General features: G+C 57.2%; 25 protein-coding genes, 2 tRNA genes and 1 pseudogene. 13 read left to right on the forward strand and 15 right to left on the reverse strand.

Annotation, left to right across the window (positions count from 1 at the left end; translation table 11 throughout):
* The first annotated feature begins 15 nt into the window (after positions 1–15).
* Entirely contained in the window at positions 16–639 is a 624-nt protein-coding gene (locus HMPREF2888_RS03180) for a mycothiol-dependent nitroreductase Rv2466c family protein (RefSeq protein ID WP_070432994.1), read from the forward strand.
* A gap of 20 nt (positions 640–659) precedes the next feature.
* On the opposite strand, the gene HMPREF2888_RS03185 is transcribed toward HMPREF2888_RS03180, so the two are convergent.
* Positions 660–1,361 carry a hypothetical protein gene (locus tag HMPREF2888_RS03185; RefSeq protein WP_070432995.1) on the reverse strand — a complete coding sequence of 234 codons (702 nt, stop codon included), beginning with the start codon at positions 1,359–1,361 and terminating at the stop codon, positions 660–662.
* 125 nt (positions 1,362–1,486) lie between these two features.
* On the opposite strand from HMPREF2888_RS03185, the gene HMPREF2888_RS03190 reads away from it, so the two are divergent.
* Positions 1,487–1,960, forward strand: a complete 474-nt coding sequence (locus HMPREF2888_RS03190; RefSeq protein ID WP_061924185.1) for a ribose-5-phosphate isomerase — start codon at positions 1,487–1,489, stop codon at positions 1,958–1,960.
* Positions 1,961–2,108: 148 nt separating this feature from the next.
* Here the strand turns inward: HMPREF2888_RS03190 and HMPREF2888_RS03195 are convergent, their stop codons facing one another.
* Both HMPREF2888_RS03195 and HMPREF2888_RS03200 read right to left on the reverse strand, forming a co-directional pair.
* Complete coding sequence (locus HMPREF2888_RS03195; RefSeq protein ID WP_070432996.1) at positions 2,109–2,942, reverse strand: aldo/keto reductase; 834 nt, start codon at positions 2,940–2,942, stop codon at positions 2,109–2,111.
* A gap of 133 nt (positions 2,943–3,075) precedes the next feature.
* On the reverse strand, positions 3,076–3,873 hold the full coding sequence (locus HMPREF2888_RS03200) for a hypothetical protein (protein WP_070432997.1): 798 nt from the start codon (positions 3,871–3,873) through the stop codon (positions 3,076–3,078).
* 149 nt (positions 3,874–4,022) lie between these two features.
* On the opposite strand from HMPREF2888_RS03200, the gene HMPREF2888_RS03205 reads away from it, so the two are divergent.
* Positions 4,023–4,097, forward strand: a tRNA-Gly gene (locus HMPREF2888_RS03205).
* A 225-nt stretch (positions 4,098–4,322) separates the two neighbouring features.
* Here the strand turns inward: HMPREF2888_RS03205 and HMPREF2888_RS12830 are convergent.
* Positions 4,323–4,463 (reverse strand): hypothetical protein, encoded by a 141-nt coding sequence (locus HMPREF2888_RS12830; protein ID WP_168163249.1) that lies wholly within the window; start codon positions 4,461–4,463, stop codon positions 4,323–4,325.
* A 194-nt stretch (positions 4,464–4,657) separates the two neighbouring features.
* Between HMPREF2888_RS12830 and HMPREF2888_RS03210 the strand changes: the two genes are divergently transcribed.
* Together HMPREF2888_RS03210 and tig are read left to right on the forward strand one after the other, a co-directional pair.
* Positions 4,658–4,731, forward strand: a tRNA-Pro gene (locus HMPREF2888_RS03210).
* An 84-nt stretch (positions 4,732–4,815) separates the two neighbouring features.
* Positions 4,816–6,174 carry a trigger factor gene (gene tig, locus HMPREF2888_RS03215; protein WP_070518238.1) on the forward strand — a complete coding sequence of 453 codons (1,359 nt, stop codon included), beginning with the start codon at positions 4,816–4,818 and terminating at the stop codon, positions 6,172–6,174.
* Positions 6,175–6,280: 106 nt separating this feature from the next.
* Here tig and HMPREF2888_RS03220 read toward each other — a convergent pair whose 3' ends face one another.
* From HMPREF2888_RS03220 to HMPREF2888_RS03240, 5 genes are all read right to left on the reverse strand, one after another.
* The gene (locus HMPREF2888_RS03220; protein ID WP_061924173.1) at positions 6,281–6,856 is read right to left on the reverse strand and encodes an NADPH-dependent FMN reductase; all 576 of its coding nucleotides are present in this window, start codon (positions 6,854–6,856) and stop codon (positions 6,281–6,283) included.
* Positions 6,857–7,142: 286 nt separating this feature from the next.
* Positions 7,143–8,168, reverse strand: coding sequence for a class 1b ribonucleoside-diphosphate reductase subunit beta (gene nrdF, locus HMPREF2888_RS03225; RefSeq protein WP_082787678.1), 1,026 nt, complete (start codon positions 8,166–8,168; stop codon positions 7,143–7,145).
* A 53-nt stretch (positions 8,169–8,221) separates the two neighbouring features.
* On the reverse strand, positions 8,222–10,420 hold the full coding sequence (nrdE, locus tag HMPREF2888_RS03230; RefSeq protein ID WP_061924170.1) for a class 1b ribonucleoside-diphosphate reductase subunit alpha: 2,199 nt from the start codon (positions 10,418–10,420) through the stop codon (positions 8,222–8,224).
* 35 nt (positions 10,421–10,455) lie between these two features.
* Positions 10,456–10,914 (reverse strand): class Ib ribonucleoside-diphosphate reductase assembly flavoprotein NrdI, encoded by a 459-nt coding sequence (gene nrdI, locus HMPREF2888_RS03235; protein ID WP_070518240.1) that lies wholly within the window; start codon positions 10,912–10,914, stop codon positions 10,456–10,458.
* Between the two features lie 117 nt (positions 10,915–11,031).
* Entirely contained in the window at positions 11,032–11,712 is a 681-nt protein-coding gene (locus HMPREF2888_RS03240; RefSeq protein ID WP_061924164.1) for a metal-dependent transcriptional regulator, read from the reverse strand.
* A 137-nt stretch (positions 11,713–11,849) separates the two neighbouring features.
* On the opposite strand from HMPREF2888_RS03240, the gene HMPREF2888_RS03245 reads away from it, so the two are divergent.
* Both HMPREF2888_RS03245 and HMPREF2888_RS03250 read left to right on the forward strand, forming a co-directional pair.
* On the forward strand, positions 11,850–12,449 hold the full coding sequence (locus HMPREF2888_RS03245) for an ATP-dependent Clp protease proteolytic subunit (protein ID WP_070518241.1): 600 nt from the start codon (positions 11,850–11,852) through the stop codon (positions 12,447–12,449).
* 21 nt (positions 12,450–12,470) lie between these two features.
* Positions 12,471–13,094: an ATP-dependent Clp protease proteolytic subunit gene (locus HMPREF2888_RS03250; protein ID WP_061924159.1), complete on the forward strand. Its 624-nt coding sequence runs from the start codon at positions 12,471–12,473 to the stop codon at positions 13,092–13,094.
* 94 nt (positions 13,095–13,188) lie between these two features.
* Here the strand turns inward: HMPREF2888_RS03250 and HMPREF2888_RS03255 are convergent, their stop codons facing one another.
* The 3 genes from HMPREF2888_RS03255 to HMPREF2888_RS03265 are packed head-to-tail and all read right to left on the reverse strand — an operon-like array spanning position 13,189 to position 15,053.
* The gene (locus tag HMPREF2888_RS03255) at positions 13,189–13,866 is read right to left on the reverse strand and encodes a hypothetical protein (RefSeq protein WP_061924156.1); all 678 of its coding nucleotides are present in this window, start codon (positions 13,864–13,866) and stop codon (positions 13,189–13,191) included.
* A 12-nt stretch (positions 13,867–13,878) separates the two neighbouring features.
* Entirely contained in the window at positions 13,879–14,697 is an 819-nt protein-coding gene (locus HMPREF2888_RS03260; protein ID WP_062043544.1) for an ATP-binding cassette domain-containing protein, read from the reverse strand.
* A 2-nt stretch (positions 14,698–14,699) separates the two neighbouring features.
* Positions 14,700–15,053 carry a GntR family transcriptional regulator gene (locus HMPREF2888_RS03265; RefSeq protein WP_062043548.1) on the reverse strand — a complete coding sequence of 118 codons (354 nt, stop codon included), beginning with the start codon at positions 15,051–15,053 and terminating at the stop codon, positions 14,700–14,702.
* A 285-nt stretch (positions 15,054–15,338) separates the two neighbouring features.
* Here HMPREF2888_RS03265 and HMPREF2888_RS03270 point away from each other — a divergent pair, with 285 nt between their 5' ends.
* Positions 15,339–16,838 (forward strand): peptide MFS transporter, encoded by a 1,500-nt coding sequence (locus tag HMPREF2888_RS03270; protein WP_062043551.1) that lies wholly within the window; start codon positions 15,339–15,341, stop codon positions 16,836–16,838.
* A 304-nt stretch (positions 16,839–17,142) separates the two neighbouring features.
* A complete protein-coding gene (gene clpX / locus HMPREF2888_RS03275; RefSeq protein WP_061924143.1) occupies positions 17,143–18,438 on the forward strand; it encodes an ATP-dependent Clp protease ATP-binding subunit ClpX in 1,296 nt (431 codons plus the stop codon).
* A gap of 66 nt (positions 18,439–18,504) precedes the next feature.
* Here clpX and HMPREF2888_RS03280 read toward each other — a convergent pair whose 3' ends face one another.
* Positions 18,505–19,275, reverse strand: coding sequence for a TetR/AcrR family transcriptional regulator (locus tag HMPREF2888_RS03280; RefSeq protein ID WP_061924139.1), 771 nt, complete (start codon positions 19,273–19,275; stop codon positions 18,505–18,507).
* 271 nt (positions 19,276–19,546) lie between these two features.
* On the opposite strand from HMPREF2888_RS03280, the gene HMPREF2888_RS03285 reads away from it, so the two are divergent.
* Positions 19,547–20,509, forward strand: coding sequence for a malate dehydrogenase (locus HMPREF2888_RS03285; protein WP_070432999.1), 963 nt, complete (start codon positions 19,547–19,549; stop codon positions 20,507–20,509).
* On the opposite strand, the gene panC is transcribed toward HMPREF2888_RS03285, so the two are convergent.
* Together panC and HMPREF2888_RS12400 are read right to left on the reverse strand one after the other, a co-directional pair.
* Positions 20,506–21,339, reverse strand: coding sequence for a pantoate--beta-alanine ligase (gene panC, locus HMPREF2888_RS03290; protein ID WP_061924134.1), 834 nt, complete (start codon positions 21,337–21,339; stop codon positions 20,506–20,508). The genes HMPREF2888_RS03285 and panC overlap by 4 nt on opposite strands.
* A gap of 17 nt (positions 21,340–21,356) precedes the next feature.
* Positions 21,357–21,605: pseudogene (locus tag HMPREF2888_RS12400) on the reverse strand (3-methyl-2-oxobutanoate hydroxymethyltransferase); the annotation flags it as partial.
* 116 nt (positions 21,606–21,721) lie between these two features.
* On the opposite strand from HMPREF2888_RS12400, the gene HMPREF2888_RS03295 reads away from it, so the two are divergent.
* Genes HMPREF2888_RS03295 through HMPREF2888_RS03305 form a run of 3 tightly spaced genes read left to right on the forward strand, consistent with a single transcriptional unit; the run spans position 21,722 to position 26,507 of the window.
* A complete protein-coding gene (locus tag HMPREF2888_RS03295; protein WP_070518242.1) occupies positions 21,722–24,502 on the forward strand; it encodes a valine--tRNA ligase in 2,781 nt (926 codons plus the stop codon).
* Positions 24,502–26,037, forward strand: coding sequence for a bifunctional tetrahydrofolate synthase/dihydrofolate synthase (locus HMPREF2888_RS03300; protein WP_070518243.1), 1,536 nt, complete (start codon positions 24,502–24,504; stop codon positions 26,035–26,037). Before HMPREF2888_RS03295 ends, HMPREF2888_RS03300 begins: the two co-directional genes overlap by 1 nt.
* Positions 26,034–26,507: a DUF4233 domain-containing protein gene (locus HMPREF2888_RS03305; protein ID WP_062037819.1), complete on the forward strand. Its 474-nt coding sequence runs from the start codon at positions 26,034–26,036 to the stop codon at positions 26,505–26,507. The genes HMPREF2888_RS03300 and HMPREF2888_RS03305 overlap by 4 nt, the downstream gene beginning before the upstream one ends.
* The last annotated feature ends 1 nt before the right edge of the window (position 26,508 follow it).

Genomic DNA, 26,508 nt, shown 5'->3' on the forward strand with positions numbered 1-26,508 from the left:
ATAAAAGGAGTCCACATGGCTGAGTCTGTGAAGTTTTGGTTCGATTGCAGCTGCCCGTTTGCTTGGGCCACCTCCCGTTGGATCAAGGAAGTAGAAAAGGTCCGCGATATCGAGGTCACCTTCGTGCCGATGTCGCTTTCCGTGCTTAACGACGGCCGTGATTTGGACCCGGATTACATGGAAATGATGAAGGCAAACTGGGGCCCGGCCCGCGTCGCCACGAAGATCGCCATTGCGGCCCCTGAAAAGGTCGATGCCTATTACACCGCGATGGGCAATCTCATCCACGGCCAGGAGCAGGGCGGCAAGAAAGGCTTCGGCGCTTATGATGAAATCATTGCGCAGGCGCTGGAAGAGGTCGGCTTGCCGGCAGATTACGCCGAGGTGGCAAACACAGAGGACGTTGACGATAAGCTGCGCGAGTTCCACAATGCCGCCATCAACGAGGTCGGCGATGAAGTAGGAACCCCAGTGGTCAAGCTCGGCGATACCGCATTCTTCGGCCCGGTAATTACCCGCGTGCCAGAAGGTGAGGAAGCCGGCGAAATCTTTGATGCTTCCGTCCGCCTTGCGCAGTACCCATACTTTTTTGAACTAAAGCGCACCCGCACCGAAATGCCGCAGGTGAGCCAGAAGTAACTTGGGTTAGCACCCCGAACTTAATGCTTGACGCGGGTGTTAGCCCATGCCGCGAAAGCAAATACTGCTGAAAATGCTGTGACGAACGGGATGAAAAAGCTCAGCAGGGCCAAAGCTCCGGTGCCAATCAGCAGGCGCCGGGGCTTTTTGTCTTGGGTGGAAAGCGCGATGGCCCAAGTAACCACGGTGAGAATGACTAGTGCGGCGCGCAGGATGATGACCGTTGCCAAGGAGGCCATATCAGGCGACATGGTCGGTTCTGCATTTTGTTCTTGGAACAGGAAGGTCCACAACACCTCGACCAAGACCAACACCGTGAAGGCAACTCCGACGGCGAAATATCGCTTCCCGCCGCGGGATGTGGAGCCGAACTTGAGGCTATCCGAGGAGAGGAAAAGAATCGTGAGCAGCGTTGCAATTGGTGCAATAAGGCCCGCGATATTGATGTTAGGCAGCGACATCTGTGCACTGTATTCCTCCCAGTAGCACCACACCCAGGTGGCCCAGGAGGCCGCGCCGAGGAGTGCGCAAAGGCCTACTCGCAGGTCTCGTGCTGGCCGGAAATAATAGAAAAGGCCCAGGATGATGTGTGCGAGCGTGACGCAAGCAGTGCCGACGACGGGTCCGACGAAAGGCGGCAGGAAGAGCGGAAAGATTGGCAGCAACAGCAAGCTGGCCACAAAGAGGCCGAGGCACAGCCGTGCACCAAAACGTTCGTTCATTTCCAGTCTCCTTTCTAAGACGTTGCGAGCCATGCTGTGAGGGATTCAGCGTTAATACAGGGGATGAATACGGGGAACGCCGATCATAGCAACGCCAGATTGGGCAAAGCTGTAGGATTTGGGGCATGCGCGTTTATTTAGGAGCAGACCACGCAGGGTTCGAGATGAAGAACGTCATCGTTGAACACCTGAAGAAGCAGGGCCACGACGTCATCGATTGTGGCGCACACGTTTACGACGCTGAGGATGATTACCCAGCTTTTTGCATTGAGGCGGCACTGCGTACCGTCAACGATCCCGGTTCCTTGGGCATCGTGCTCGGCGGCTCCGGCAACGGTGAGCAGATTGCAGCCAACAAGGTAAAGGGCGCGCGTTGCGCACTGGCCTGGTCCCCAGAAACCGCCCGCTTGGCTCGTGAGCACAACAACGCTCAGCTGATCGGCATCGGCGGCCGCATGCACTCTGAAGAAGAAGCGCTGGCCATCGTGGATGCCTTCCTCGAGCAGGAGTGGTCCGCGGCGGATCGCCACCAGCGCCGCATCGACATCTTGGCTGAGTACGAGCGCACTGAGATTCCCCCGGAGCTGCCTGAGGCTTAGAGTCTTCTAGGAGCCTTAAGCACCAAAACTGCTAAAAGCGCCTTCACTTCTCTTCGCCCGCCCACTCGATGTGGGGGGACAAGGGGAGATGAAGGCGCTTTTTAGATGCCTAGCTAAGCAGACTCGCGCTGTCTAGTTCTCGCGCTGCTTAGCTAGCGTTAAACTCGTTCGGGTGCGGGCCGCCGCGGCCTTCCTCGCCAAGATCCAGATCCGTGATGGCAGCCATCTCATCCTCGGTTAGCTCAAAGCCAAAGACGTCGAAGTTTTCCGCAATACGCTCTGGGTTCGCGGACTTCGGGAACAAGATGACGTCATTTTGCAGGTGCCAGCGGATGATGACCTGCGCAGGGGAGACCCCATATTTCTTGGCAGGCTCGGTAACCTCATCAATCTCGAAAAGGTCCGTCTGGCCTTGGCCGAGTGGGCCCCAAGCCTCAATCTTGACGCCGTGTGCACGGAAAGCGTCCAATTCGCGCCAACGCTGCAGGTACGGGTGCAGCTCAACCTGGTTGACCACCGGAGTAACAGAAGTGTGGGTTTCCAGCTGCTCCAAGTGCTCGAGCTCGAAGTTGGAAACGCCGATGGATTTGACCTTGCCGGCCTTTTGCAGCTCAATAATCTGCTTCCATGCCTCGACGTAGTTGCCGTTTTCTGGGCACGGCCAGTGGATGAGATAAAGGTCGACGTAGGCGAGGCCTAGCTTCTTCAGAGACTCATCGAGGGCCTCTGCGGCGTTGGTCTGGCTGTCATTCCACAGCTTGGTGGTAATAAATAGCTCCTCGCGCGGAACATCGGAGTTAGCGATGGCGCGGCCTACGCCCTCCTCGTTGCCATAAACGGCAGCGGTATCGATGTGGCGATAGCCCACGCGCAGGGCTTCAGCGACGAGCTCTTCGGTCTTTTCTGGATCGACCTTGAAGACGCCGAAGCCAAGCTGTGGGATTTCGTTACCGTCGTGGAGTTTCATCATTGGTACAGACATGGTTCCCAGACTACGTTGCGAGTGAACAACTTAGCAGAAGCCAAGCTCAGCGGTACAAAATAGCCACAAAAATTTACGTATTAATTATTGCTCGGGTGGTGCTGTTGCTGGGCGCCCAGTGTGGGGGCGAGAACTAGAAATCGAAATCGAAGTCAAAGAGACCGTCGTCGCCATCGCCGCCGTCGAAGAGGCCGTCGAAGAATCCGCCGCCATCTTCGCCGTCACCGCCTGTATCTCCGGCGATGTCACCACCGCCTAACTCACCACCGCCATGGTCGCCGCCCCAGTCGCCGCTTTCAGCAGCTGCTGCCGAGTAGCCGATGCCGGACATGCCGCTGAACATGGCGTTGAACATCATGGAGTAGCCCATCATCCATACGCCGGTGCTCAGTGCGTCGGCCCACCATGGGCGGGAGTACCAACCCGCTGGAACCGGGCGGCCTGCAACCACGCCGCCGGGGTAGTAGTTCGGCGTCTCGCTGGATGCATATGGTGAAGCAGTAATTGTCTGACCGTCCGCCTCGACCGTGCGCTTTTCGGTGACCTTGCCGGCCTGGCGCTGGCCCTCCAACGGCGGGAGCTCTGGGCCTGCATCCATGCCCATGATTTCGCGCGCTGCGTTGACATAGTGCATGCCCTCTAGCGCGGATTCGCGCGCCAAGTTCGCCTGCTTGACGGTGTTTGCGCGGGAAATCGCGGCATTGGCTGCGGTGAAACGCTCGGAAGCATCTGCCATGGCTTGTGTGGAAGCAGCGTCGGTGCCGGAAATCTGCATGACCTGACCACCCAGGCGCTCAGTCCAGCGGCGGGCATCTGCCAATGCGTCCTCGAAGCGCTGCGCTTCAAGCTCTTCGCGCCTTTTCTTCTGTCCGCGCGAAGCAAAGTAGGCGGCGCCGCCGCCGACGGCAATAAGCAGGATAATTGGTGTCAAGAAAACTCACTTCCAAATCTTGATGGGCAACACACGTTGAACGCCTTCCAAGCCTAGTTAGTTCCCCACGTTGACGGGCCGGTTTTATTTTCTGCCGGCAAGTGCGCTAAAGTGGTTCGCACGTCAAACATCGCTAGATGTCGGACTGTGGGAATGTCGTATAGTGGCTAATACCTCAGCCTTCCAAGCTGAAGACGCGGGTTCGATTCCCGTCATTCCCTCCAATTTTTAAATCTCGAGTCAACGTTTCATGCAAATGTTGGCTCGAGATTTGTCGTTTTCCACCTTGCGATCAAATCCAGGGAAAAGCCCATAAAGCGTGCTTGCTTGGCCGAAACCCCAAATGGTGAGGTGACAAACCTACATGGTGAGGTCTAAAAGGTGAGGTCAGTAGACTCCAGTCACAGCCGTTATCACCAGGCGCAGAATTGACGGCGTGACCTCACCATCTAGGAATGGGCGACCTCACCATCTGGTTTAGGGGCAAGGCCCACGTCCCACAGTGCGATGTTGTGGGGCTTCGCTGAACGGGCTGCGGAGACGTTGCCGATGCAGTGGAATGGCGCCGCAAAACAAGCGCTAAAACTCACGCTTGAAGGCGTTAACTTTGCGTAATTGGCCGTTGTGACGGGGAGGAAATTCATAGCTGTTAACCTGCGGAAATGCTCTTAAGTGGGGGTCGGTGTTAGGTCATTTGGAGATATGCCGCTACACTATTTCGAGTATGCAACGCACCCACGGCGAAAAGCATGACATGTTTTAGAAGATCGTGGAGGCCTACATACGGGGCGTGGCGCAGTTTGGTAGCGCACCTGCTTTGGGAGCAGGGGGTCGCAGGTTCAAATCCTGTCGCCCCGACGTATGGGGGTCTGGGAATACCCTTAAAGTATTTCCAGACCCCTTATTTACATTCTGAACCAATTTATGCCAGGAGAGTTTCTCGTGAAGACCACCGTAGACAAGCTGAGCGATACCCGCGTCAAGCTCACCGTCAACGTTCCGTTTGCTGAGCTGGACAAGGAAATCGATCAGGCCTACGCGGCGATCGCACAACAGGTTTCTATCCCAGGTTTCCGTAAGGGTAAGGCTCCGCGCCAGCTTATCGACGCCCGCTTTGGTCGCGGCCCGATTCTCGAGCAGGTTGTCAATGACATGCTGCCGACCCGTTACGAGCAGGCAGTTCAGGAAAACGACCTGAAGGTTATCGGCCAGCCAGAGGTTGACATCGCGAAGATCGAGGACAACGACTTCGTCGAGTTCACCGCTGAGGTTGACATCCGCCCGGAGATCGAGGTTCCGGACTTCTCCAAGCTGTCTGTTACCGTTCCGGCTCTGGAGGCTAAGGAAGAGGACGTCGACAAGGCTCTCGAGGACTTGGCAGCACGCTTTGGTGAGCTCAAGGACACCAAGCGCAAGATGAAGACCGGCGACTTCGCCATCATCGACATCGTTACCGAGATCGACGGCGAGAAGCTGGAAGAGGCATCCTACGAAGGCATGTCCTACCAGATTGGTGATGACGACCTCATCAAGGGCCTTGACACCGCACTGCGCGGCATGAAGACCGACGAGGACAACGAGTTCCCCTCCACCATCCAGTCCGGTGACCACGCTGGTGAAGAAGCAACCATCAAGGTTCACGTTCAGCAGACCAAGGAGCGCAAGCTTCCGGAACTGGACGATGAGTTCGCACAGATGGCTTCCGAGTTCGACACCATGGACGAGCTGCGCGAGTCCACCAAGACCCGTGTTGAGGAGTCCAAGAAGGCTGAGCAGGCTGCGAACATCCGCGACGAGGTTCTGAAGGCTGCTCTCGACGGCGTTAAGTTCGAGCTGCCGACCTCCGTCGTTGACGAGCAGGTTCACGCACAGCTGCACCAGATCCTGGGCCAGCTGGCTCACGACGAGAAGGCATTCGCACAGCTGCTTGAGGCGCAGGGCACCACCCGCGAGGAGTTCGATAAGGAAGCTCGCGAGTCCGCTGAAGAGTCCGTCCGCACCCAGCTGTTCCTGGATGCCGTTGCTGAGGAAGAGCAGCCTGAGGTCTCCCAGCAGGAGCTGACCGACCACATCCTGTTCACCGCTCAGTCCTACGGCATGGACCCGAACCAGTTCATTCAGCAGCTGCAGTCCAATGGCCAGATTGCAAACCTTTTCTCTGATGTTCGCCGTGGCAAGGCTCTCGCAGCCGCTATCTGCCGCGTTGACGTCAAGGACGAGGACGGCAACAAGGTTGACGTCGACCAGTACTTCGGCGAGGTCGAAGAAGAGGGCGCTGAAGATGCTACCGAGGAGAAGTAGGTTTCTTTCGTAGCGAGCGGTTTCTAGCGCACTAGCAAACCCCGGATTCATGAATGAGTCCGGGGTTTGCGTGATCGTGAACGCCCTCTAGAGATGTGCGTGGGTCCTAGCTGGTTAAGGCATTGTCCACCAGAGCCAGGAAGCGCATGACGTAGTCCTTTACAAATTCTGCGGTGTGTTCATTAAGACGGCCCGAGTCTTCGAAAAGGGTGGGTGATTGGCCGAGGAATACCTCGGGCTGCCCAGGAAAAGGCATATCAAAGTAAGACAGGGCCAATCGGAGGTTCTTTTGTGAGCTATACCCACCCATGCGCCCTACAGAATGGCTGATGATTCCTGCGGGGAGGTTCTTCCAAGCCACATCTGAGTTGGGTTTAGAACCGATGTCCACCGCGTTTTTGAGGCATGCGGGGATTGTGCGGTTGTTTTCGGGCGTAATGAAAAGGACTCCGCTAGAGTTCTTGATGGTGTCGCGGAAGGTGGTGTACTCGGCCGGAGTTGGCTTGTCCGTGACCGCGGGATCATCGTAGTCGAAGTCATAAAGGGGCAAGTTGCGGATTTCGAGGATGTTTGCCTCGTAGTCTTTCGGGATCATTGTGAGTACTTCGTGCGCAATCTTGCGCGCAATTGATCCGCGACGCAGGCTACCTACGATAACGGTGATGCGTGGGGTGGAAGTCATGCTGAACCTTCTTTCTTCATTGGGGCTGGATTAAGGGAGAAAAGGCTTGCAACCGAAAGCTGGGGGCGGGCCGGCACTGTGGGCGGCAGCGAGAAATCCCTCTATTTTGTCATCTTCTTCATTGCGGAAATACAGTTCAATGAGGCCCAAGAGCCCTCCCAGGACGGCCTCGCGTGCGGCCGAGCTTTGTAGCAGCCGCAATGCCGCAGGTTGGTTTCCTTCACGAATAGTCTCAAACAATGCAATGGTTTCAAGCCAGCTTCCTTGGTCTGGTCGTGGGAAGGGTTTAGAAATCCCAGTCATCATCACTCGTTTCTTCAGCGGTACCAATGACATAGGAGGAGCCTGAACCAGAGAAGAAGTCATGGTTCTCGTCTGCTCCAGGAGCTAGGGCGGCGAGAATTTCTGGGTTAACTTCCGTTTCCTCAGGTGGGAAGTAATCTGGGTAGCCTAAGTTCATCAGGGCCTTATTTGCGTTATAGCGAACGAAGACGGCCACATCGTCCATGAGTCCTAATGGTTCATATAGTTCGCCGGAGTATTCCAGCTCTAGGGAATAGAGCTCCTCGAGCAAAGAGATGGTGAAATTCTTCATCTCTTTTTGCCTTTGAGGAGAAGAAGATTCTAGGCCACGCTGGTATTTATATCCCGAGTAGTAACCGTGTACTGCCTTGTCACGCAGAATGAGGCGAATCATGTCTGCCGTATTGGTCAGGGTGGCGTGGACAGAAAAGTGTAAGGGGAGATAGAAACCCGCGTATAGAAGGAGCGAAGAAAGAAGCGTCGATGATACCTTGCGCTTGAGCGGATCCGGCCCGAAATAGTGCGTGAGGACTTTCTTGGCACGTGCTTGGAGAAGGTCATTATTCACCGCCCAGCGGTAGGCTTCGTCGATTTCCTTTGTGCTGCTTAGCGTAGAAAACACTGAAGAATAAGAACGGGCGTGAACTGATTGCATGAAGGCAATGTTGGTGTAAACGGCCTGCTCATGCTCGGTGCGGGCGTCTTGAATTTGGCAGATTTCTCCCACGGTAGCCTGCACGGTATCTAAAGTGGTCAGACCTGTGAACACCCGCATGGTGAGGTTACGCTCTGAGGGCGTCATTTTCTGCCAGGCTGAGAGATCATTAGAAAGCGGCACTTTCTCCGGCAGCCAGAAATTGGCGGTGAGCCGGTTCCATACTTCAAGATCCTTTTCGTCACTCACACGGTTCCAATTGATGGGGCGGATGCGGGCTGAGGGATCATGTCGGAAGCTCGGAGGCGTAACAGAGATGCTAGTTAACGCAGCAGCGTTCGATGCTGAAGTCATTACTTTTTCCTTTCGGGTGAATTGGTAGTGCAAAAGATGGGAGGGCAGCGCTCCTATAAAGCGCAGGAGACGCAGCCTTCGACCTCAGTGCCTTGGAGCGCGGATTGGCGTAAACGGATGTAGTACAAGGTCTTGATGCCGGCCTTCCAGGCATAGATTTGCGCCCTGTTGATATCCCTAGTGGTGCTGTCGGCAGTAAAGAACAAGGTCAGAGAAAGGCCTTGGTCCACGTGCTGCGTGGCCATGGCGTAGGTATCAATGATTTTCTCGTATCCCACGGTGAAAGAGTCCTCGAAATACTCCACATTGTCGTTGGTCATTTCCGGTGCGGGGAAGTACACGCGCCCCAAGCGGCCTTCCTTGCGAATTTCGATCTTGGAGGCAATCGGGTGGATGGATGCAGTCGAATCATTGATGTAGGCAATTGATCCAGTGGGTGGAACTGCCTGTAGATAGGCGTTATATATTCCGTCTCGGGCCACCTGATTCTTTAATTTCAGCCAGTCCTCGCGTGTAGGAATCCGCACGCCTGCTTCATGGAAAAGCTGCTCTACTCGCTTGGTGGCAGGTACCCATTCCTGTTTGAGATACTTGTCGAAGAATGCGCCGGAGGCATAAGCAGAGTCTTCAAAACCCTGGAATCGCTGACCTTTCTCTACCGCTAACGCATGGGATGTGCGCAGCGCATGATAGGTCACAGTCAGGAAATAGAAGTTGGTAAAGTCCAAAGCCTCGGCGCAGCCATAGGGAATCCGTTTGGAAGCAAGGAAACCATGGAGATTCATCTGCCCCAAACCAATCGCGTGCATGGATTTATTGCCTTTAGCAATGGAAGGAACTGCTTCGATATCGGTAAGATCTGAGACTTGGGTGAGCGCGCGCACTGCGGTTTCTACAGTTGCTCCAAAATCCGGTGATGCAAAGGCCTTAGCGATGTTGAGCGAACCCAGATTGCATGAAATGTCTTGGCCGATGGTGGTGTAGTTGCCAGATGGGCCAAGAGTGGATGGCGTGTTGACTTGAAGGATCTCGCTACACAGGTTGGACATATTGATACGTCCTTTGAGGGGATTAGAGCGATTGACCGTATCTTCGAAGAGGATATAGGGGTATCCAGATTCAAATTGAAGCTCAGCAAGCGTAGTGAAAAACTCCCTGGCCTTGATGGTGGTGTGCGAAATTCGCGGATTGGTCACCAGCTCGTCGTAATGCTCGGTGATAGACATGTCGGACATGGGCACGCCGTATTCGCGAGCAATGTCATATGGACTAAACAGATGCATGTCCTTGTTCTCTTTGGCCAGGCGAAACGTTATATCCGGAATAACGACACCCAGTGAAAGGGTCTTGATGCGAACTTTTTCATCTGCATTTTCCCGTTTGGTATCGAGGAAGCGAAGAATATCTGGGTGATGCGCATGCAGGTAGACAGCCCCAGCGCCCTGGCGGGCTCCCAGTTGGTTGGCATAGCTGAAACTATCCTCCAGAATCTTCATAACTGGGACTACGCCGGATGCTTGGTTCTCAATCTTTTTGATCGGGGCTCCGGATTCGCGCAGATTGCTTAGCAATAGGGCCACGCCACCGCCGCGTTTTGATAGCTGTAGCGCGGAGTTCACACTGCGGCCAATGCTTTCCAAGTTGTCTTCTATTCGCAGGAGGAAGCAAGACACCATTTCACCGCGCTGAGCCTTGCCTGCGTTGAGAAAAGTAGGGGTGGCGGGCTGGAATCGTCCGGACATGATGTCGTCCACCAGTTTCTCTGCAAGAACTTTGTCGCCTTGTGCCAGGTAAAGAGCTGTGGTGGTGACGCGTTCTTCGTAGCCTTCAAGGAGTGTTGAGCCGTCAAAGGTTTTTAGCGCGTAGGAAGTAAAGAACTTAAATGCGCCGAGGAATGTGCGGAACCGATGCTGGGCGCGATGTGCTCTGTCATATATGGCGCACAGGAACTCGTCCTCGTAAAGTTCGAGGAAACCCCGCTCGTAGTATTCATTATCTACTAACCATTCCAGGCGTTCCGTGGTGGAGCTAAATGTGCGCATGCGGGGAGCAACATGGTGGGCTAAATAATCTTGTGCTGCCTCAATATCTTTGTCGAACTGAATTCTCCCGGAAGAATCGAATAAGTTCAGCTGTGCGTTGAGCGCATGGTAACTTTTGCGCTTACCAACGCCGCCTTCGTCGTTAGCACCGGTGGTGATGCGATGGGCTGCGTCAACAGGCTGCGTGGGTGTGGTCTGCGGAGGGGTCATTGTGTAGTCCAATCTGTGTGGTCCGGACGTGTTCTTCATTTTTTGACGTGTTCTTGCTGTTCCCAAAACTTGTGAAGACCTTGTTTTACGATGTCAATATCTTTTTGGGTGCCGAGTAGCTCGAAGTGATACAGCTCGGGCACGTGGCACTTGGCGGAAATGATTTGGCCGGCTACGCAGTAGGCGTTTCCGAAATTGGTGTTTCCTGAGGAAATGACGCCGCGGATAAAGGATCGATTGATTGGGTCGTTAAGGAAAGTGATGACCTGTTTAGGAACCGCGCGTTTGAGAGAGCCGCCTCCGTAGGTAGGGACGACGAGTACATACGGGTGTGAAACCTGGATCATTCCGTTTTTCTTGGGCCGTAGTGGAATTCGCACTGCGGGTCTGCCTAGGCGTTCAACAAATCTTTTTGTGTTTTCAGAAACGCTCGAAAAGTACACCAAATCTGGTGAGTCTGACATAGCAATCCTGCTCATCCTGGCCTGAGCCATTCGTGGGATATGTGATATACGAAAGCGTAACTACGTGTGAGCGTAGTTGCAAACTACGTTGCAACGTATATTTTAAAAGGGCAGGTAATGTTAGGTTTAGGTGGAGGGGGATGGCTTTTATGGGGTATGAGGAGCTACAAAAACTGCGTCGGTAGCTGGGCGTCCGAGCAGTACCCACGGAGCGCTACCAAATACTCGCACTTCGAGTGATTCTGAAAAGGGGGCTCCTTCGCGCGTGTCTAGAACGGCACCCGTGACGATGCCGTGTTCTTTCAGGAAAGCTAGTAGTTGTGGATCGGAATCGGAGATTCGTTCAACGATCACCTGAGATTGTGCTCCGCTGTCAGAGAGCCGGTGTGCACGAGGAATTGTGATGTTCCCATCAACTGTGGGAATAGGATCGCCGTGTGGATCCCTGCTGGGAAAATTGAGGAACTTGTCCACGCGCTCTATCAGCATGTCCGACACTGCGTGTTCGAGGTTTTCTGCTTCGTCATGGACTTCGTCCCATGTATAGTCCAATGCCTGTACCAAGAAAGATTCAAGCAATCGGTGACGGCGCACCATATCCAATGCATACTGTCTACCCCGATCGGTGAGCTCCACTGCTCCGTAAGGTGTGTGTGATACCAACCCTTGCTTGGCCATTTTGCGCACTGCATCGGAGACTGAGGAGAGTTTGAGCCCTAACTGTGCTGAAATAAGCGTGGCGGTTACGGGCTCAGATGACCATTCCTTTAGCCCCCAGATGGCTTTCAAATAATTCTGTGTGCTAGTGGAAAGCTCGGAAACAGACATGGGAAAATCTTAACCCAGCACCTTAGTGTGTGCTGACGTAGCGCTCCCAACGCTCATAGCGAACAGGGGCCAAATTTGAGAAGAATGTCGGTAAGGTGGGGCCAGTTAAAAATTTTTCAATTGAAGGAGCATCATTAATGTCTGAGAAGATTTCAATGAACTCATTCGCTACTGGTATGAGCCTGGGCGATAGCGTCTATGAGCGCCTCTTGCGCGAGCGCATTATCTTCCTGGGAACCCAGGTGGATGATGAGATTGCGAACAAGCTGTGCGCCCAGATTCTCCTGCTGTCCGCAGAGGATCCCACGCGCGATATTTCGCTTTATATCAATTCGCCGGGTGGCTCCGTTACCGCGGGCATGGCCATTTACGACACGATGAAGTACTCGCCGTGCGATATTGCTACCTATGGCATGGGTCTGGCAGCTTCCATGGGCCAGTTCTTGCTCTCCGGCGGCACCAAGGGCAAGCGCTACGCTCTGCCACACGCTCGCATCATGATGCACCAGCCTTCCGCTGGCGTGGGTGGCACCGCTGCTGACATCGCCATCCAGGCTGAGCAGTTTGCTCAGACCAAGCGCGAAATGGCGCAGCTGATCGCTGAGCATACCGGCCAGAGCTTTGAGCAAATCACCAAGGATTCTGACCGTGACCGTTGGTTCACCGCACAGCAGGCCAAGGAATACGGCATCGTTGACCACGTCATCGAGTCCGTAAACGGCCCGATCAATAACTAGGGAATAAGGAGAATTATCACTATGTCTAACCTTCAAATGCCTAATTCCCGCTACGTTCTGCCGGAGTTTGTCGAGCAGAACGCACAAGGCTCTAAGACCACCAACCCGTACTCCAAGCTCTTCGAAGAGCGCATCATCTTCCTTGGCACCCAGGTTGATGACACCTCGGCGAATGACATCATGGCGCAGCTGCTGGTCCTCGAGTCCCAGGATCCAGATCGCGACATCACCATGTACATCAACTCCCCGGGTGGCTCCTTTACCGCGCTGATGGCTATCTACGACACCATGCGCTACGTACGTCCTGATGTGCAGACCGTGTGCCTGGGCCAGGCTGCATCTGCTGCAGCCGTCCTGCTGGCTGCCGGCGCACCGGGCAAGCGTGCGGCACTGCCGAACTCCCGCGTGCTGATTCACCAGCCACGCACCCAGGGCACCCAGGGCCAGGTTTCTGACCTAGAGATCGAGGCTAACGAGATCGAGCGCATGCGCCGCCTCATGGAGACCACCCTCGCTGAGCACACCGGCCGCACCGCAGACCAGGTCCGTGAGGACACTGACCGCGACAAGATCCTGACCGCTCAGGAAGCCGTTGAGTACGGCATCATCGATACCGTCTTTGATTACCGCAAGCTCAACGCCTAAAACCAGTAGTTAAGCTAAAGCCCTTGCACCGTATTCGTGGTGCAAGGGCTTTGGTTTTAGTTCTATAGGTCTTGGTGCGTCACCCAAACCCGTTCTACGGATGGATGTGTCTAGGCAGCCGCCACATCAGCACAACGCTGACGATGATAGCGATACCGCTGAAAATGAATAGGCCTGGGTACGGTGCCTCGATTGGGATACTGAAGGTGTATGCGGCCCAGTTTATCGCGATTGCTAGGAAATAGACTAGGAGAATGCCTCCAGCGGCGGTGATGGTTCGCATAGCGATACTTCTATTATCAAGCGCTTTGAAGAGCATCCCTATCGCCGTGCCAGCATAGCCCGCAACGAGGTAAGTGGTCAGGAATGCCAGGACAGAAAGCAAATGAGCTAACCAAGTTGGAAGGGTGCCGGTATCGCCGTTGACAGCAACCTCAAAAGAGCTATCGACATCAACGCCTGCGGATACCGCGATGTAATGTGCTGCGGCGGCGACGAGTCCAAAGATGACGGAACCCACGATGGCAAACCCGTGAGCTGCGATCTGCCACCGCTTCTGCGGCATATCGAGGCTGCGCAAAACCTTGAACTGCGAGGTTGCGCTTGCGCAAAGTATCGCCCAAAAGATAGCCGAGAAGATGATCCAGAAAGTGGGATTAACGCTAACTTGGCTGGAGTCATGCGGAACTAGGTAAGCGCCCACGGCGAGCACAATGATGAGGGGTGCAAATACTGCGATTGTCTTTCGGTGTGCCGAAACGAGTGCGGTCATGGTGTTGCTCCTTTAAAGCTGTGCGGATACAAGTGAGTCGATGAGTTGGACGTCGTCTGGGAAATCGGTGTCTATGCCGTGGAGAGGAGTATTCAGCGGCTCCGCTAGTTGGACACGTACGCGAGAGGTTCGCCCGAGCTTTTGCTGGCTGACGACGCTCCCCGTGAGTGCGGCAACTGCGTCATCAACGGCACTGCTCTCGCCCGTGAACAGTGGATATAGTTCCCGCTGTTCGTCGAGCAGAAGTGGACCAACCGCGCGGCCTTTCTGCACGACGATGAGCCCCTCAACGAGGCCAGCGAGATCCTCGGCGCGATGTGAGGATAGAAGTAACGTCCAATCGTCGTTGTGGGATGCGTGTTCGATGATGACTTGGCGCAGTACCTCACGCGTCGGTACGTCTAGCCCAGTGAAAGGCTCATCCATCAGCGTGACAGGCGTGCGTGCAGCAAGAACGGTGATGTTGGCAATCAATTGGCGCTTGCCGGTGGAAAGCCTCGAGCAGACCTCTGAGGGGTGAAGCTCAAAGCGGGCTAGGAGACGGTTCGCATAGGCGATGTCGAGTTCGCCTCGCGCTTTCTGGGCGATGTGAAGGTGATCTTTCACTGTGTGCCCCGCCAGCAAAATGTCAGCGCCAGTGCGTGCAAGGGCAGTTGGGGCAGTCTCGATAGAGCCGGATGTCATTGGAAGGTGACCCGCAATCGCTCTCATAAGCGTCGTCTTGCCCGCACCGTTGGTGCCGATAATGCCGTAAATTCCGGGCTTCAATCGGATCGAGTGAGCATGGAGAAAGTCCTTTACTCGGAGGTCTTTTGCCTCGATAGTGTGCATGGTTATTCTCCTTCGCTTTTGATGAGTTCGATGAGCTCAGCCGTTGTGATTCCGAGGGCTCGTGCTTCGGCTAGAAGCGGTGCGACGAAATCCTCGTGTAATGCGGCACGACGCTTTTCTGCAACGCGGGTGCGCGCTTCGGGAGTGACGAACATTCCAAGTCCGCGACGCTTTTCGAGCAGGCCTTCGTCGAAGAGCGCGGTTAAGGCCTTGGACGCTGTCGTGGGGTTGACTGAGTGGAATGCGGAAAGCTCGTTTGTGCTGGGGGCGCGGTCGCCGGGGGCGAGCTGGCCGGACATGATCATGTCGCGGATGCCGCTGGCGAGTTGTTGGTAGAGGGGGAGGGGATTGCCCATGAGACCTCTTTTCGGATGCGTGACTGATAACAAAGCGGTTTGTGGGTTTGTGGGTTTACCACCTATGTGGGTAACCCTAAATGAGCTTTGATGTGTCGTCAAGAGCAAGCGGCAGAAGCGGAGGTTGATGCTCCGACCCTTGGTCAATTCGGCTGCAAATATAGGTGTGAAAGTTTTCGCAGTGCGGGGCTGTGACGTGGAACTTTCTGCAGCCGCGTGCTTTAACAAATATTTCGGGCAACCAACCGATTTGTTGTTACCGAGAATTAGTGGTCAACTATTTATATGTCAGATCACAATACGCAGCTGTCTGGCGCGACAGCACACAAAACGGAGCCTGAAGAAAGACTGTTCTTCGGGCATCCGTGGGGCCTAGCCAACCTATTTGGCATCGAGATGTGGGAGCGTTTCAGCTTCTACGGCATGCAGTCGATCGTTTTGCTCTATATGTACTACTCCGTCACCGATGGCGGACTAGGCATGGACAAGACCGCTGCAACGTCCGTGGTTGGTGCCTACGGCGGTCTGGTCTATATGGCCTGCCTTTTGGCCTCTTTGGTTGCAGACCGAATTTTGGGCCCGGAGCGCACCCTGTTCTACTCCGCGAACCTGGTGATGCTCGGTCATATCGCTCTGGCGTTTATTCCGGACGTTATTGGTCTGGCGATTGGTTTGGTTCTCATTGCCATCGGCTCTGGCGGCGTGAAGACCACCGCCCAGGTGGTGCTTGGCTCGCTATATAGCCGTGATGACACCCGCCGTGACGGTGGTTTCTCCATCTTCTACATGGGTGTCAACATCGGCGCTCTATTAGGCCCGTTTGTCACAACAATCATGTGGGGCTGGAAGGGATTCCACTGGGGCTTTGGCCTCGCGGCAATCGGCATGTTCGCGGGCCTGATTCAGTACACCCTGATGCGCAAGTCCACCATCAAGGATGCAGGCCACGAGGTCCCGAACCCTGCTAGCAGCAAGCAGATGCTGCTCGGCCTAGCTGCCGTCCTTGGCATCGTGGCAATTGCGGTAATTTCCATCGCAACCGGCGTTGTCAAGGTCGATTGGCTATCCAACATCGTCACCGTCGTTGCGCTGTTGGCGGCAATCGTATTGTGGTGCCAGATGTACTTCTCCGAGCTGGTTGATGCGGAAGAGAAGAAGCGTCTGCTGGGATTTATCCCGCTGTTTGTCTCTGGTGTTTTGTTCTTCGGTATCTTCCAGCAGCAGTTCACCGTCATGACCATCTACGCGGATGTGCGCTTGGACCGTAACTTCTTCGGCATCGAGATTCCGCCGTCACTGGTGCAGTCCTTCAACCCGGTCTTCATCGTGGTCTTCTCTGCGATTTTCGCAACGATGTGGACCAAGCTCGGTAACCGTCAGTGGTCCACGCCAGTGAAGTTCGGCGCCGCGAACATCATCATCGGTATTTCCTTGTTCTTCTTCCTGCCGTACTCCGGTACCGGTGCAAATTCCACGCCGATGTTTGCCATCATTGGCATCCTCTTCCTGTTCACTATGGGCGAGCTTTTGCTGTCCCCGGTTGGTAACTCGCTTGCTACGAAGGTCGCGCCACGTGCCTTCCCCTCCCGCATGATGGCGGTGTGGATGATGGCCGTTGCCATGGGTACCTCCCTGGCTGGCTCCCTGGCTGGTTTCTACAACCCGGAGGACGCTGGCGCGGAGAATACCTTCTTTATCTCCCTGGGCATCGCTTCCATCGTTCTGGGTCTGCTGGTCCTGGCAGTCAGCCGCTGGGTGGTTAAGAACTTCGCCACCTTCCGCTAAAAAGGAGCCGATGCTTTCCGACGCCGTTGGTCTTAAGGCCCGCGGCGTCGTCGCCGTTTTCTTGGTCCCTGCGTTGCCTGCTGAAAGCAGACGCATAGTGTATGTGAACTGCGAAAAGGGAAGTCTCAAGGAGGGGTTGAGGCTGCGCCACGCGGAGGAATGAATGAGGGCGGTGTCGCGTTGATTTACTAAGGTGGAGGTATCTGTGGGACGCGCCCCTTTTTAAGGGCGCCGGATGCAAAGGATTGGCATCCTAGAATCTTCCCACCACAATCAATAATCAAAAGCGAGTGGAAAGACCTTAATGGCACGTATGCAAGAAAGCGCTGACCTGCTCAAGTGCTCCTTTTGTGGCAAGAGCCAGAAACAGGTGAAAAAGCTCATCGCCGGCGGCGGTGTCTACATCTGTGATGAGTGCATCGAGCTGTGTAATGAGATCATCGAGGAAGAACTCGGCGCAGCCGCCGCGGCTGACAATGCCGAGAAGGAAGTAAAGCTTCCGCGCCCTTCGGAGATTTCCTCCTTCCTTGATAAGTACGTCATCGGCCAGGACCAGGCCAAGCGCGTGCTTTCGGTGGCGGTTTATAACCACTACAAGCGCATCAAGGCAGAAGAAGCAGCGGGCCTGGAAAGCCGCCGCAAGAAAGTCGAGGATGAGGACGTCGAGATCGCTAAGTCCAACATCCTGCTGCTCGGTCCTACCGGTTCCGGCAAGACCTACCTTGCGCAGACGCTGGCTCGCATGCTGGATGTTCCTTTTGCTATCGCCGACGCCACCAGCCTTACCGAGGCCGGCTATGTGGGCGAGGACGTAGAAAACATCCTGCTCAAGCTCCTGCAGGCCGCAGACTTTGACGTAGAGCGCGCGCAGCGCGGCATCATCTACGTCGATGAGGTGGACAAGATTTCCCGCAAGTCTGAAAACCCATCCATTACTCGTGACGTTTCCGGTGAGGGTGTGCAGCAAGCCCTGCTGAAGATCTTGGAGGGCACCGTAGCCGCCATCCCGCCGCAGGGTGGCCGTAAGCACCCCAACCAAGAGTTCATCCAGCTCGATACCTCGAACATCCTGTTCATCGTTGCTGGCGCCTTTGCTGGTCTCGATAAAGTCATCGCAGAGCGCGTGGGCAAGAAGGGCGTGGGCTTTGGCGCGAAGCTCGAGACTGCCAGCGAGCGCGAGAAGCTCGACCTCTTCTCTGAGGTACGCCCTGAGGATCTCGTAAAGTTCGGACTTATCCCGGAGTTCATCGGCCGCTTGCCGGTTGTGGCCACCGTGGACAACCTCGATCGTGAGTCCTTGGTCAAGGTCTTGGTGGAGCCGAAGAACTCGCTCATCAAGCAATATCAGCGCCTCTTCGAGATGGATGGCGCGGAACTGGTCTTCGCAGACGAGGCCTTGGGCTCCATTGCCGAGCTCGCGCTTGAGCGCAAGACCGGCGCTCGTGGCTTGCGCGCCATCATGGAGGAGCTGCTCGTTCCCATCATGTATGACCTGCCAGACCGCGAGGACATCACGGCCGTGCACATTACCGAGGCCTGCGTTAAGGGCGAGGGCGAGCCGGAGTTTGTCTACTCTGACGCCGAAAAGGAATCTGCCTAGCTAGCGCGTTTCCCTCTAGCCCACATGTAAAAAGAGCCGCCTTCTAAAAGGCGGCTCTTTTAGGCTTTATTCGTAAATATCCGATGCGGCCTGCTCTTCGTCGCTGGAGTAGATATCCTGCGGGCTAGCGTCGTTGTCTTCGTCGGCGGCGCTGGTGGTGAGGTAGGAGCTGTGCCCGGAATCCGGGATGTTGGTGGTAAGGAATGCCAGGACTGCGTCGACAGTCATGCGGTGCATGCCGTCGGTGTTTTCGGGGCTGCGCATGTCGATGTCCAACAAATTCTGCATCATCGAGCGATTGGTCACGCGGTACATCGTGAGGGAGGCAATGAGGGTGAAGATATCGTTGGCCGAAATGCCCGGGCGGAAGGCGCCGGAGTCCTGGCCCAGCATCAGAAGTTTGTCCAAGTGAAGGAAAACTTCGGAGACGTCGATTAGCGCGTGGCCGCCATCAAGCGCGCCGGTGGAGGATTCCATCGTCATCATGCGGATGGCCTCTGGGTGCTCAACGTGCTGCTTGAAAAGCCAGTCTACGAGCGTGCGTACGCCTTCCACTGGGACTGCAGAGTCCAGCTCAAGGCTGCCTGCCGGTGGGTTGAGGAGGCGTGCCGCAACCGTGAGGGCCTGCTGGTACAGGCCCTTTTTGTCACCAAAGTGGTAATGGATCATGCGCTTGGACATGCCGGCGAGGCGGGAAATGTTGTCCAACTTGGTGTCAGCGAATCCCAACTCGGAGAACTGCTCGATGGCGACGTCGATTACTTTGTCGACGGAGCCCGTAAGCTCGGCGGTGCCGACGGAATCGGGCGAAGCCGAATCAGTGGCGTCCATGGTCATTGTTTCCGTCCTTGTAAGTCCTGTGCGAGATGAATCTGTTCCTTTAAGACTCTTTCTTTCTCTTTCCTATAGTGCCCAAAAACCAACTTTTCCGAGTTTCAAGTGAAAATAAAGTCATGAACTGCGGGACATTTGGGGGTAATTTTCGCAATTTTGTGATCTCGATTGACTCCAAAAGAGGGGAGTAACCTGCTGCATAAGTTCTGCGCGCAAGGCTAAGGTGGGCTTTAAGAACATGTTTGTTTCACCACATCCCGCAGGAGGATTGCACATGACTGAGTCAGCATTGAAGCCCGTCAAAGTAACCGTTACTGGGGCAGCCGGCAACATCGCTTATTCGCTGCTGTGGCGCATCGCTGCTGGCGACGTCTACGGAAAAGACACCCCGGTTGAACTTGCGCTGCTGGAAATCCCTGACGCTGTAGGCGCTGCAGAAGGCGTTGCCATGGAGTTGGCTGACTCCGCTTTGCCGCTGCTGCGCGGCATCACCGTCACCGATGACCCAGTAGTGGCCTTCAAGGACACCAAGGCCGCCTTCCTCGTGGGCGCGCGCCCACGCTCCAAGGGCATGGAGCGTGCGGACCTCCTTGAGGCCAATGGCACCATCTTCACTGTCCAGGGCAAGGCCATCAACGATCACGCCGCGCGCGACGTCCGCGTGCTCGTCGTCGGCAACCCAGCCAACACCAATGCCTACATCGCCGCCCAGAGCGCACCAGACCTGGACGCCAGCCAGTTCAACGCACTCATGCGCCTAGACCACAACCGCACGCTCAGCCAGCTTTCGCTCAAGACCGGCACGCCAACCGCAGAGTTCACCAAGGTGGCCGTCTGGGGCAACCACTCCGCCACCCAGTTCCCAGACCTTAGCTACTCCAATGCGGAGGTAGATGAGAAGTGGTACACCGAGGAGATGATTCCGAAGGTGGCCAAGCGCGGCGCGGAAATCATCGAGGTCCGCGGTCATTCCTCCGCTGCTTCTGCGGCCTCTGCTGCAGTCGATCACATGCACGACTGGATCCACGGCACCGAGGATTGGCGCACCGCCGCGGTGGTTTCCGATGGCTCCTATGGCGTGGACGAGGGCCTTATCTTTGGTTTCCCCACCGTGGCCAAGAACGGCACCTGGGAAATCGTGCAGGGCCTAGAGCTTGGTGAGTTCCAGAACGAACGCATCCAGGCCAACGTGGAGGAGCTGCGCGCTGAGCGCGAAGCCGTCCAGCACCTGCTTTAATCGAGCAGCAGGTTATCGATAAGCCGCACCGGACCCACGAATGCGGCAACCAACGCTAGGGCAGGGCGCGCTGCAGCAGCCACCGGCTCTAGCGTTTTCGGATCCACCACCGTCAGGTAGTCCAGCTTCACGCCCTCGCTGGCATCCAGCGCCGCGGCGGCCTGCGTTACGTCGGCGAAGGCGCCGTCGCGAAGCGCAAACAGCGTGCGCGATAGCGCCAGTGCCTGGTCACGCTCCTTCGTGCTGAGCCTTTGATTGCGGCTCGATTCCGCCAGACCATCTGCCGCGCGGACGATGGGTGCCGCCACAATCTCCACCGGCAGGTCGAGATCTGCCACCATGCGCCGAATCACCGCCACCTGCTGGGCATCCTTTTGCCCGAAGTAGGCGCGGGTGGGCTGCACGATAGTAAAGAGCTTGGTCACCACCGTGGCCACACCATCGAAGTGGCCTGGGCGGGAAGCCCCCTCGAGCACCTCACCCATGCGCCCAGTGCGCACCCACACTAACGGGGTACCAGACGGATACATCTGTTCCACGCGCGGCGCGAAAACCGCATCCACGCCAATTAATTCCAAGAACTTCGCGTCACCTTCCAGATCCCGCGGGTAGTTCCGGTAGTCATCGCACTCGCCCAAATCACTAAACTGCAGCGGATTTACAAACACCGAGACCACGACCACGTCGTTGTCTTGGCGTGCGCGCTTAACCAGCGCGCCGTGCCCGGCATGCAGAGCACCCATGGTCGGCACCAATCCCACGCTCCGCCCGGCAGCGGCCTGCTCCGCGCGGAAAGTACGCAGCTGCGAAATAGTTTCAAAAACCTGCATTACTCAAACCTTAAAGACTAGTCGCTGAAGGATTCCGCCTCATTCGGGAACGCGCGCGAGTGAACGTCGGCGGCGTAGGAACGCGCGGCTTCGGCAAGCATGCCGCGCAGATCCGCATACCGGCGCACAAAGCGCGGCGTCTTGCCCGCGCCCATGCCAAAAGCGTCGGTCCAGACCAGAATCTGCCCATCGCAGGCATTGCCCGCGCCGATGCCGATGGTGGGGAAGGAGACCTCCTTGGTCAGCGAGTGCGCAGGCGCGCTGGGGAAGTTCCAGGATGTGAAGACATGACAGACAATGTATCCAGCCGCCGGCGCCCGCGGTGCTGATTTCGCCCAATGGGGGTGAAAAGCCAGTTGACCGACAGGGTAGACTTGTCCGGGTGACTGAGCAGAACAACGCTGTAGATAAAGAGCAACTAGTAGGCACTAACCGTGCTGACGCGCTTCCGAAGTCCTGGGAGCCGCAGGCGGCAGAAAAGGACCTCTACGAGTCCTGGGTGGAAGCCGGCTACTTCACCCCGGATGCCGCCAGCGAGGCAGAGCCTTATTCCATCGTGCTGCCGCCACCCAACGTGACCGGCCAGCTGCACATGGGCCATGCCCTAGACCACACCCTCATCGACTCCATCATTCGCCGCAAGCGCATGCAGGGTTATGCCACCCTGTGGCTGCCGGGCGCCGACCACGCGGGTATCGCCACCCAGACCAAGGTCGAAGCCAAGCTGAAGGAGACCGAGGGCAAAAAGCGCTGGGATTATGAGCGTGAGGAGTTCATCTCCAAGGTCTGGGAATGGAAGGAAGAATACGGCGGCACCATCCAGAATCAGATGCGTGCCATTGGTGACTCCGTGGACTGGTCCCGCGAGCGCTTCACCCTGGACGAGGGCCTGTCCCGCGCGGTCCAGACCATCTTTAAGCAGCTTTTCGACGCCGGCATGATCTACCAGGCCCACCGCCTGGTCAACTGGTCCCCGGTTCTGGAGACCGCGGTCTCCGACATCGAGGTTGTTTACAAGGACGTCGAGGGCGAGCTCGTGTCCATCCGCTACGGCTCGCTAAACGACGACGAGCCGCACCTCATCGTGGCCACCACCCGCGTGGAGACCATGCTTGGCGACGTCGCGATTGCCGTCCACCCCGATGACGAGCGCTACAAGGACCTGGTGGGGCAGGAGTTTGCCCACCCATTCCGTGATGATCTCAAGCTCAAGGTCATCGCTGATGATTACGTGGACATGGAATTCGGCACCGGTGCTGTGAAGATCACCCCGGCCCACGACCCGAACGACTACCAGATGGGCCTGCGCCACAACCTGGGCATGCCCACCATCATGGACTCCACCGGCCACATCGCGAACACCGGCACCAAGTTCGATGGCCTGACTCGTGAGGAAGCACGCGTGGAGATCCGAGAGGCGCTGCGCGAACAGGGTCGCATCGTCAAGGAAATCCGCCCTTATGTCCACTCCGTTGGCCACTCCGAGCGCTCCGGCGAGCCGGTCGAGCCGCGCCTTTCCCTGCAGTGGTTCGTGGCGGTAGAAAAGCTGGCCAAGTACTCCGGCGACGCCGTGCGCGAGGGCGATACCACGATTCACCCGACCTCCCTCGAGCCGCGTTACTTCGAGTGGGTCGACGACATGCACGACTGGTGCATCTCCCGCCAGCTGTGGTGGGGCCACCGCATCCCGATCTGGTACGGTCCGGAGACCACCGACGCCGAGGGCAACACCACCCGCGATATCGTCTGCGTCGGCCCTGACGAGGAGCCGCCGGCAGGCTACGAGCAGGATCCAGACGTTCTGGATACCTGGTTCTCCTCTGCGCTGTGGCCATTTTCCACGCTGGGCTGGCCGGAAAAGACTCCGGACCTGGAGAAGTTCTACCCAACCAACGTGCTGGTCACTGCCTACGACATCCTGTTCTTCTGGGTCGCCCGCATGATGATGTTCGGCACCTTCGCTGGCGGCCAGACCCCGGAGTTGCTCAACGCTGGTGATGGCTCCGCGCGTGATGGCCGCCCACAGATTCCTTTCCACGACATTTACCTGCATGGCTTGGTTCGCGATGAGCAGGGCCGCAAGATGTCGAAGTCCCTGGGCAACGGCATCGACCCGATGGACTGGGTCCGCGACTACGGCGCGGATGCCCTGCGCTTTACCCTGGCGCGTGGCGCAAACCCGGGCGTCGACCTGCCGCTGGGCTCCGACGCTGCTGCGGCTTCCCGTAACTTCGCCACCAAGCTTTTCAACGCCACCAAGTTCGCGCTCATGAACGGCGCTGGCGTGGCGGAGCTGCCAGCACGCGAGGAGCTAACCGACGCCGACCGTTGGATCCTGGACCGCGCCGAAGAGGTCCGCGTCAAGTTCGACGCTTACCTGGATGACTACCAGTTCTCCAAGGCTAACGAGCTGCTCTACCACTACATCTGGGATGAGCTGTGTGACTGGTACCTGGAGATCGCCAAGTCCCAGATTCCGCGCGACGTCGATTCGGCAGATACGTCAGACGCGGAGCGGCTGACCGGACGCAACACTCAGATCGTCCTGGGCCGCGTCCTCGACGTCGTCCTGCGCCTTTTGCACCCAACCATGCCTTTTGTCACCGAGGTCCTGTGGAAGGCACTAACGGGCGGCGAGTCAATCGTGATTGCCCCGTGGCCAACCGCGGCCGATACCAACGGCGGCGTGGCCACCGACGAGGTTGCCGCTCGCCGCATCGCGGACGCCGACAAGCTCATCACCGAGCTGCGCCGATTCCGCTCTGACCAGGGCGTTAAGCCTTCGCAGAAGGTCCCAGGCCGCCTGGACTTCGCCTCGGTGGACCTTGCAGGTCAGGAGAACCTGGTGCGCAACCTGGCTAATACCACCGTGCCGGAAGAGGGCTTTACCGCCTCTGCTTCCATCGAGGTACGCCTTTCCCAGGGCACCGTCGAGATCGCCCTCGATACCTCCGGCGCAGTCGACGTCGAGGCCGAGCGCAAGCGCCTGGAAAAGGATCTGGCCAAGGCCAACAAGGAGCTCGATCAGACCGGAAAGAAGCTGGCTAATGAGTCCTTCCTAGCCAAGGCTCCGGAGGAGGTCGTGGAGAAGATCCGCACCCGCCAGCAGGTGGCACAGGAAGAAGTCGACCGCATCACTGCACGCTTGGAGGCACTTAAGTAGTGAGCAAGCGAGAAGATCGCGAGGAATACGAACTCGTCGACGCCCTGCAAGAGGGTACTGAGGGCGGACCCGTGGAGATCACGGAGTCCGGCCTGCAGCTCAACCTCGGCATGGGCGCGGAAGACGAGTACGAGGAAGCCGCTCCCATCGAGGTCAGCCCGGAGGAACTGGAAGCGCTAGCGCTTGTCGACGCCGAGCTCAACGCCCGCGCGCCCGAAACCCAGATCGCTCCGAGCCTGGAACGTATCCAGGCGTTGATGGATTTGCTGGGTAACCCAGAGAAGTCCTTCCAGGTCATCCACGTCGCGGGCACGAATGGCAAGTCTTCGACTTCCCGCATGATCGACTCCTTGCTGCGCGCCTTCCACCGCCGCGTCGGATTGGTGACGAGCCCGCACCTGCAGCTGGTCACCGAGCGCATCGGCATCGATGGCCGCCCGATTCACCCGCGTGACTTCGTGCGCATTTGGGGCGAAATCAAGCCTTATGTCGAGATGGTCGACGCGCGCTCGGACATTCCGATGTCCAAGTTCGAGGTGCTGGTGGCCATCTCTTATGCGGCCTTCGCCGACGCGCCAGTCGACGTCGCCGTGGTCGAGGTCGGCCTCGGCGGCACCTGGGATGCCACCAACGTGGTCAACGCCGAGGTCTCCGTCATCATGCCGGTGGGCCTCGACCACACCGACTACCTGGGCGATACCCTAGCCGAGATCGCGGGGGAGAAGGCCGGCATCATCAAGGCGCGCGAGCACGACGACGATGACGTCCTCGCCCCGCGCGAGAACATCGCCATTATCGCGGAGCAGGAGCCGGAGGCGATGTCCGTCATCCTGCAGCGCACCGTCGAGGTCGGCGCGGGCGTGGCGCGCTCCGGCAGCGAGTTCGCGGTGCTGGAGTCCCGCATCGCGGTCGGCGGCCAGCAGCTGAACATTCAGGGCTTGGGCGGCCTCTACGAGGACGTGTTCCTGCCGCTGCACGGCGAGCACCAGGCTAAAAACGCCGGCGTGGCGCTGGCTGCGGTCGAGGCCTTCTTCGGGGCGTCGGCAGGCAAGCCGCTCGATGCGGCCACCGTGCGCAACGGCTTTGCGCAGGCCATCTCTCCCGGCCGTCTGGAACGCGTGCGCACCAGCCCCACGACCTTCGTCGATGCCTGCCATAACCCGCACGGCGCGAAGGCCCTAGGCGCGGCCCTTGACCGCGACTTCGACTTCGCTCGCCTCGTTGGCGTCATCAGCATCTTCGAAGACAAGTATGCCCTTGGCATATTGGAGGCCCTCGAGCCTTATCTCACCGAGGTCGTCATCACGCAAAACTCTTCTCCGCGCGCCCGCGACGCCTACGAGCTGGCAGAGCTCGCCCGCGACATCTTCGGCGAAGAGCGCGTCTACGTGGAGCCTGATCTGCCCGGTGCCTACGCGCAAGCAGTGGAGCTTGCGGAGGATGCGGAAGTTCAGTCCGGCTCGGGTATCGTCATCACGGGTTCCGTCGTCACTGCCGGCGACGCCCGCGCGATGTTTGGAAAGGATCCCGCATGAGTCAGTCCCGCCGCACCAACCGCAACGAGGTGCCGGAATCTGAAATCAGTCCGCTCGGTCTCGGCAAGGCACCGGTCAAAGACCCGCTCAAGCAGTTTGGCGGGATGGTGGTGGCCAGCTCTCTGACCATGGAGCTGCTCACCCTCGTGCTGGCGCTGCCACTTTTGTACAAGCTTTACGACGGCACGCTGTGGACCCCGTTTAACTACTCCGTAGTGATTGGCCTGGCTGTGTTGCTGCTCGTTAGCTTCGCGTTCATGAACAAGCCGTGGATTGTCAACGCCATGATTGCGCTGCACGTGCTCGCTATCATCTTGGGCTTTATGATCCACTGGTCCATCGCGGCCATCTTCATCATCTTTGGCCTGCTGTGGCTTATGGCTTCTTACATGCGCGGCATCATCGTCGAGCGCATGAAGCGCGGATACCTCACCACCCAGCACCTAAACGCCTCGCAGCCGCGCCAATAGC

Source organism: Corynebacterium sp. HMSC077D03 (assembly GCF_001808545.1).
Classification (GTDB): Bacteria; Actinomycetota; Actinomycetes; order Mycobacteriales; family Mycobacteriaceae; genus Corynebacterium; species Corynebacterium simulans.

Coding starts and splice junctions, on each gene's coding strand:
- HMPREF2888_RS03180 (WP_070432994.1), top strand. CDS start 16: ATGGCTGAGTCTGTGAAGTTTTGGTTCGATTGCAGCTGCCCGTTTGCT.
- HMPREF2888_RS03185 (WP_070432995.1), bottom strand. CDS start 1,361: ATGAACGAACGTTTTGGTGCACGGCTGTGCCTCGGCCTCTTTGTGGCC.
- HMPREF2888_RS03190 (WP_061924185.1), top strand. CDS start 1,487: ATGCGCGTTTATTTAGGAGCAGACCACGCAGGGTTCGAGATGAAGAAC.
- HMPREF2888_RS03195 (WP_070432996.1), bottom strand. CDS start 2,942: ATGTCTGTACCAATGATGAAACTCCACGACGGTAACGAAATCCCACAG.
- HMPREF2888_RS03220 (WP_061924173.1), bottom strand. CDS start 6,856: ATGACTTCCACCCCACGCATCACCGTTATCGTAGGTAGCCTGCGTCGC.
- nrdF (WP_082787678.1), bottom strand. CDS start 8,168: ATGACTTCAGCATCGAACGCTGCTGCGTTAACTAGCATCTCTGTTACG.
- nrdE (WP_061924170.1), bottom strand. CDS start 10,420: ATGACCCCTCCGCAGACCACACCCACGCAGCCTGTTGACGCAGCCCAT.
- nrdI (WP_070518240.1), bottom strand. CDS start 10,914: ATGGCTCAGGCCAGGATGAGCAGGATTGCTATGTCAGACTCACCAGAT.
- HMPREF2888_RS03240 (WP_061924164.1), bottom strand. CDS start 11,712: ATGTCTGTTTCCGAGCTTTCCACTAGCACACAGAATTATTTGAAAGCC.
- HMPREF2888_RS03245 (WP_070518241.1), top strand. CDS start 11,850: ATGTCTGAGAAGATTTCAATGAACTCATTCGCTACTGGTATGAGCCTG.
- HMPREF2888_RS03250 (WP_061924159.1), top strand. CDS start 12,471: ATGTCTAACCTTCAAATGCCTAATTCCCGCTACGTTCTGCCGGAGTTT.
- HMPREF2888_RS03255 (WP_061924156.1), bottom strand. CDS start 13,866: ATGACCGCACTCGTTTCGGCACACCGAAAGACAATCGCAGTATTTGCA.
- HMPREF2888_RS03260 (WP_062043544.1), bottom strand. CDS start 14,697: ATGCACACTATCGAGGCAAAAGACCTCCGAGTAAAGGACTTTCTCCAT.
- HMPREF2888_RS03265 (WP_062043548.1), bottom strand. CDS start 15,053: ATGGGCAATCCCCTCCCCCTCTACCAACAACTCGCCAGCGGCATCCGC.
- HMPREF2888_RS03270 (WP_062043551.1), top strand. CDS start 15,339: ATGTCAGATCACAATACGCAGCTGTCTGGCGCGACAGCACACAAAACG.
- clpX (WP_061924143.1), top strand. CDS start 17,143: ATGGCACGTATGCAAGAAAGCGCTGACCTGCTCAAGTGCTCCTTTTGT.
- HMPREF2888_RS03280 (WP_061924139.1), bottom strand. CDS start 19,275: ATGACCATGGACGCCACTGATTCGGCTTCGCCCGATTCCGTCGGCACC.
- HMPREF2888_RS03285 (WP_070432999.1), top strand. CDS start 19,547: ATGACTGAGTCAGCATTGAAGCCCGTCAAAGTAACCGTTACTGGGGCA.
- panC (WP_061924134.1), bottom strand. CDS start 21,339: ATGCAGGTTTTTGAAACTATTTCGCAGCTGCGTACTTTCCGCGCGGAG.
- HMPREF2888_RS03305 (WP_062037819.1), top strand. CDS start 26,034: ATGAGTCAGTCCCGCCGCACCAACCGCAACGAGGTGCCGGAATCTGAA.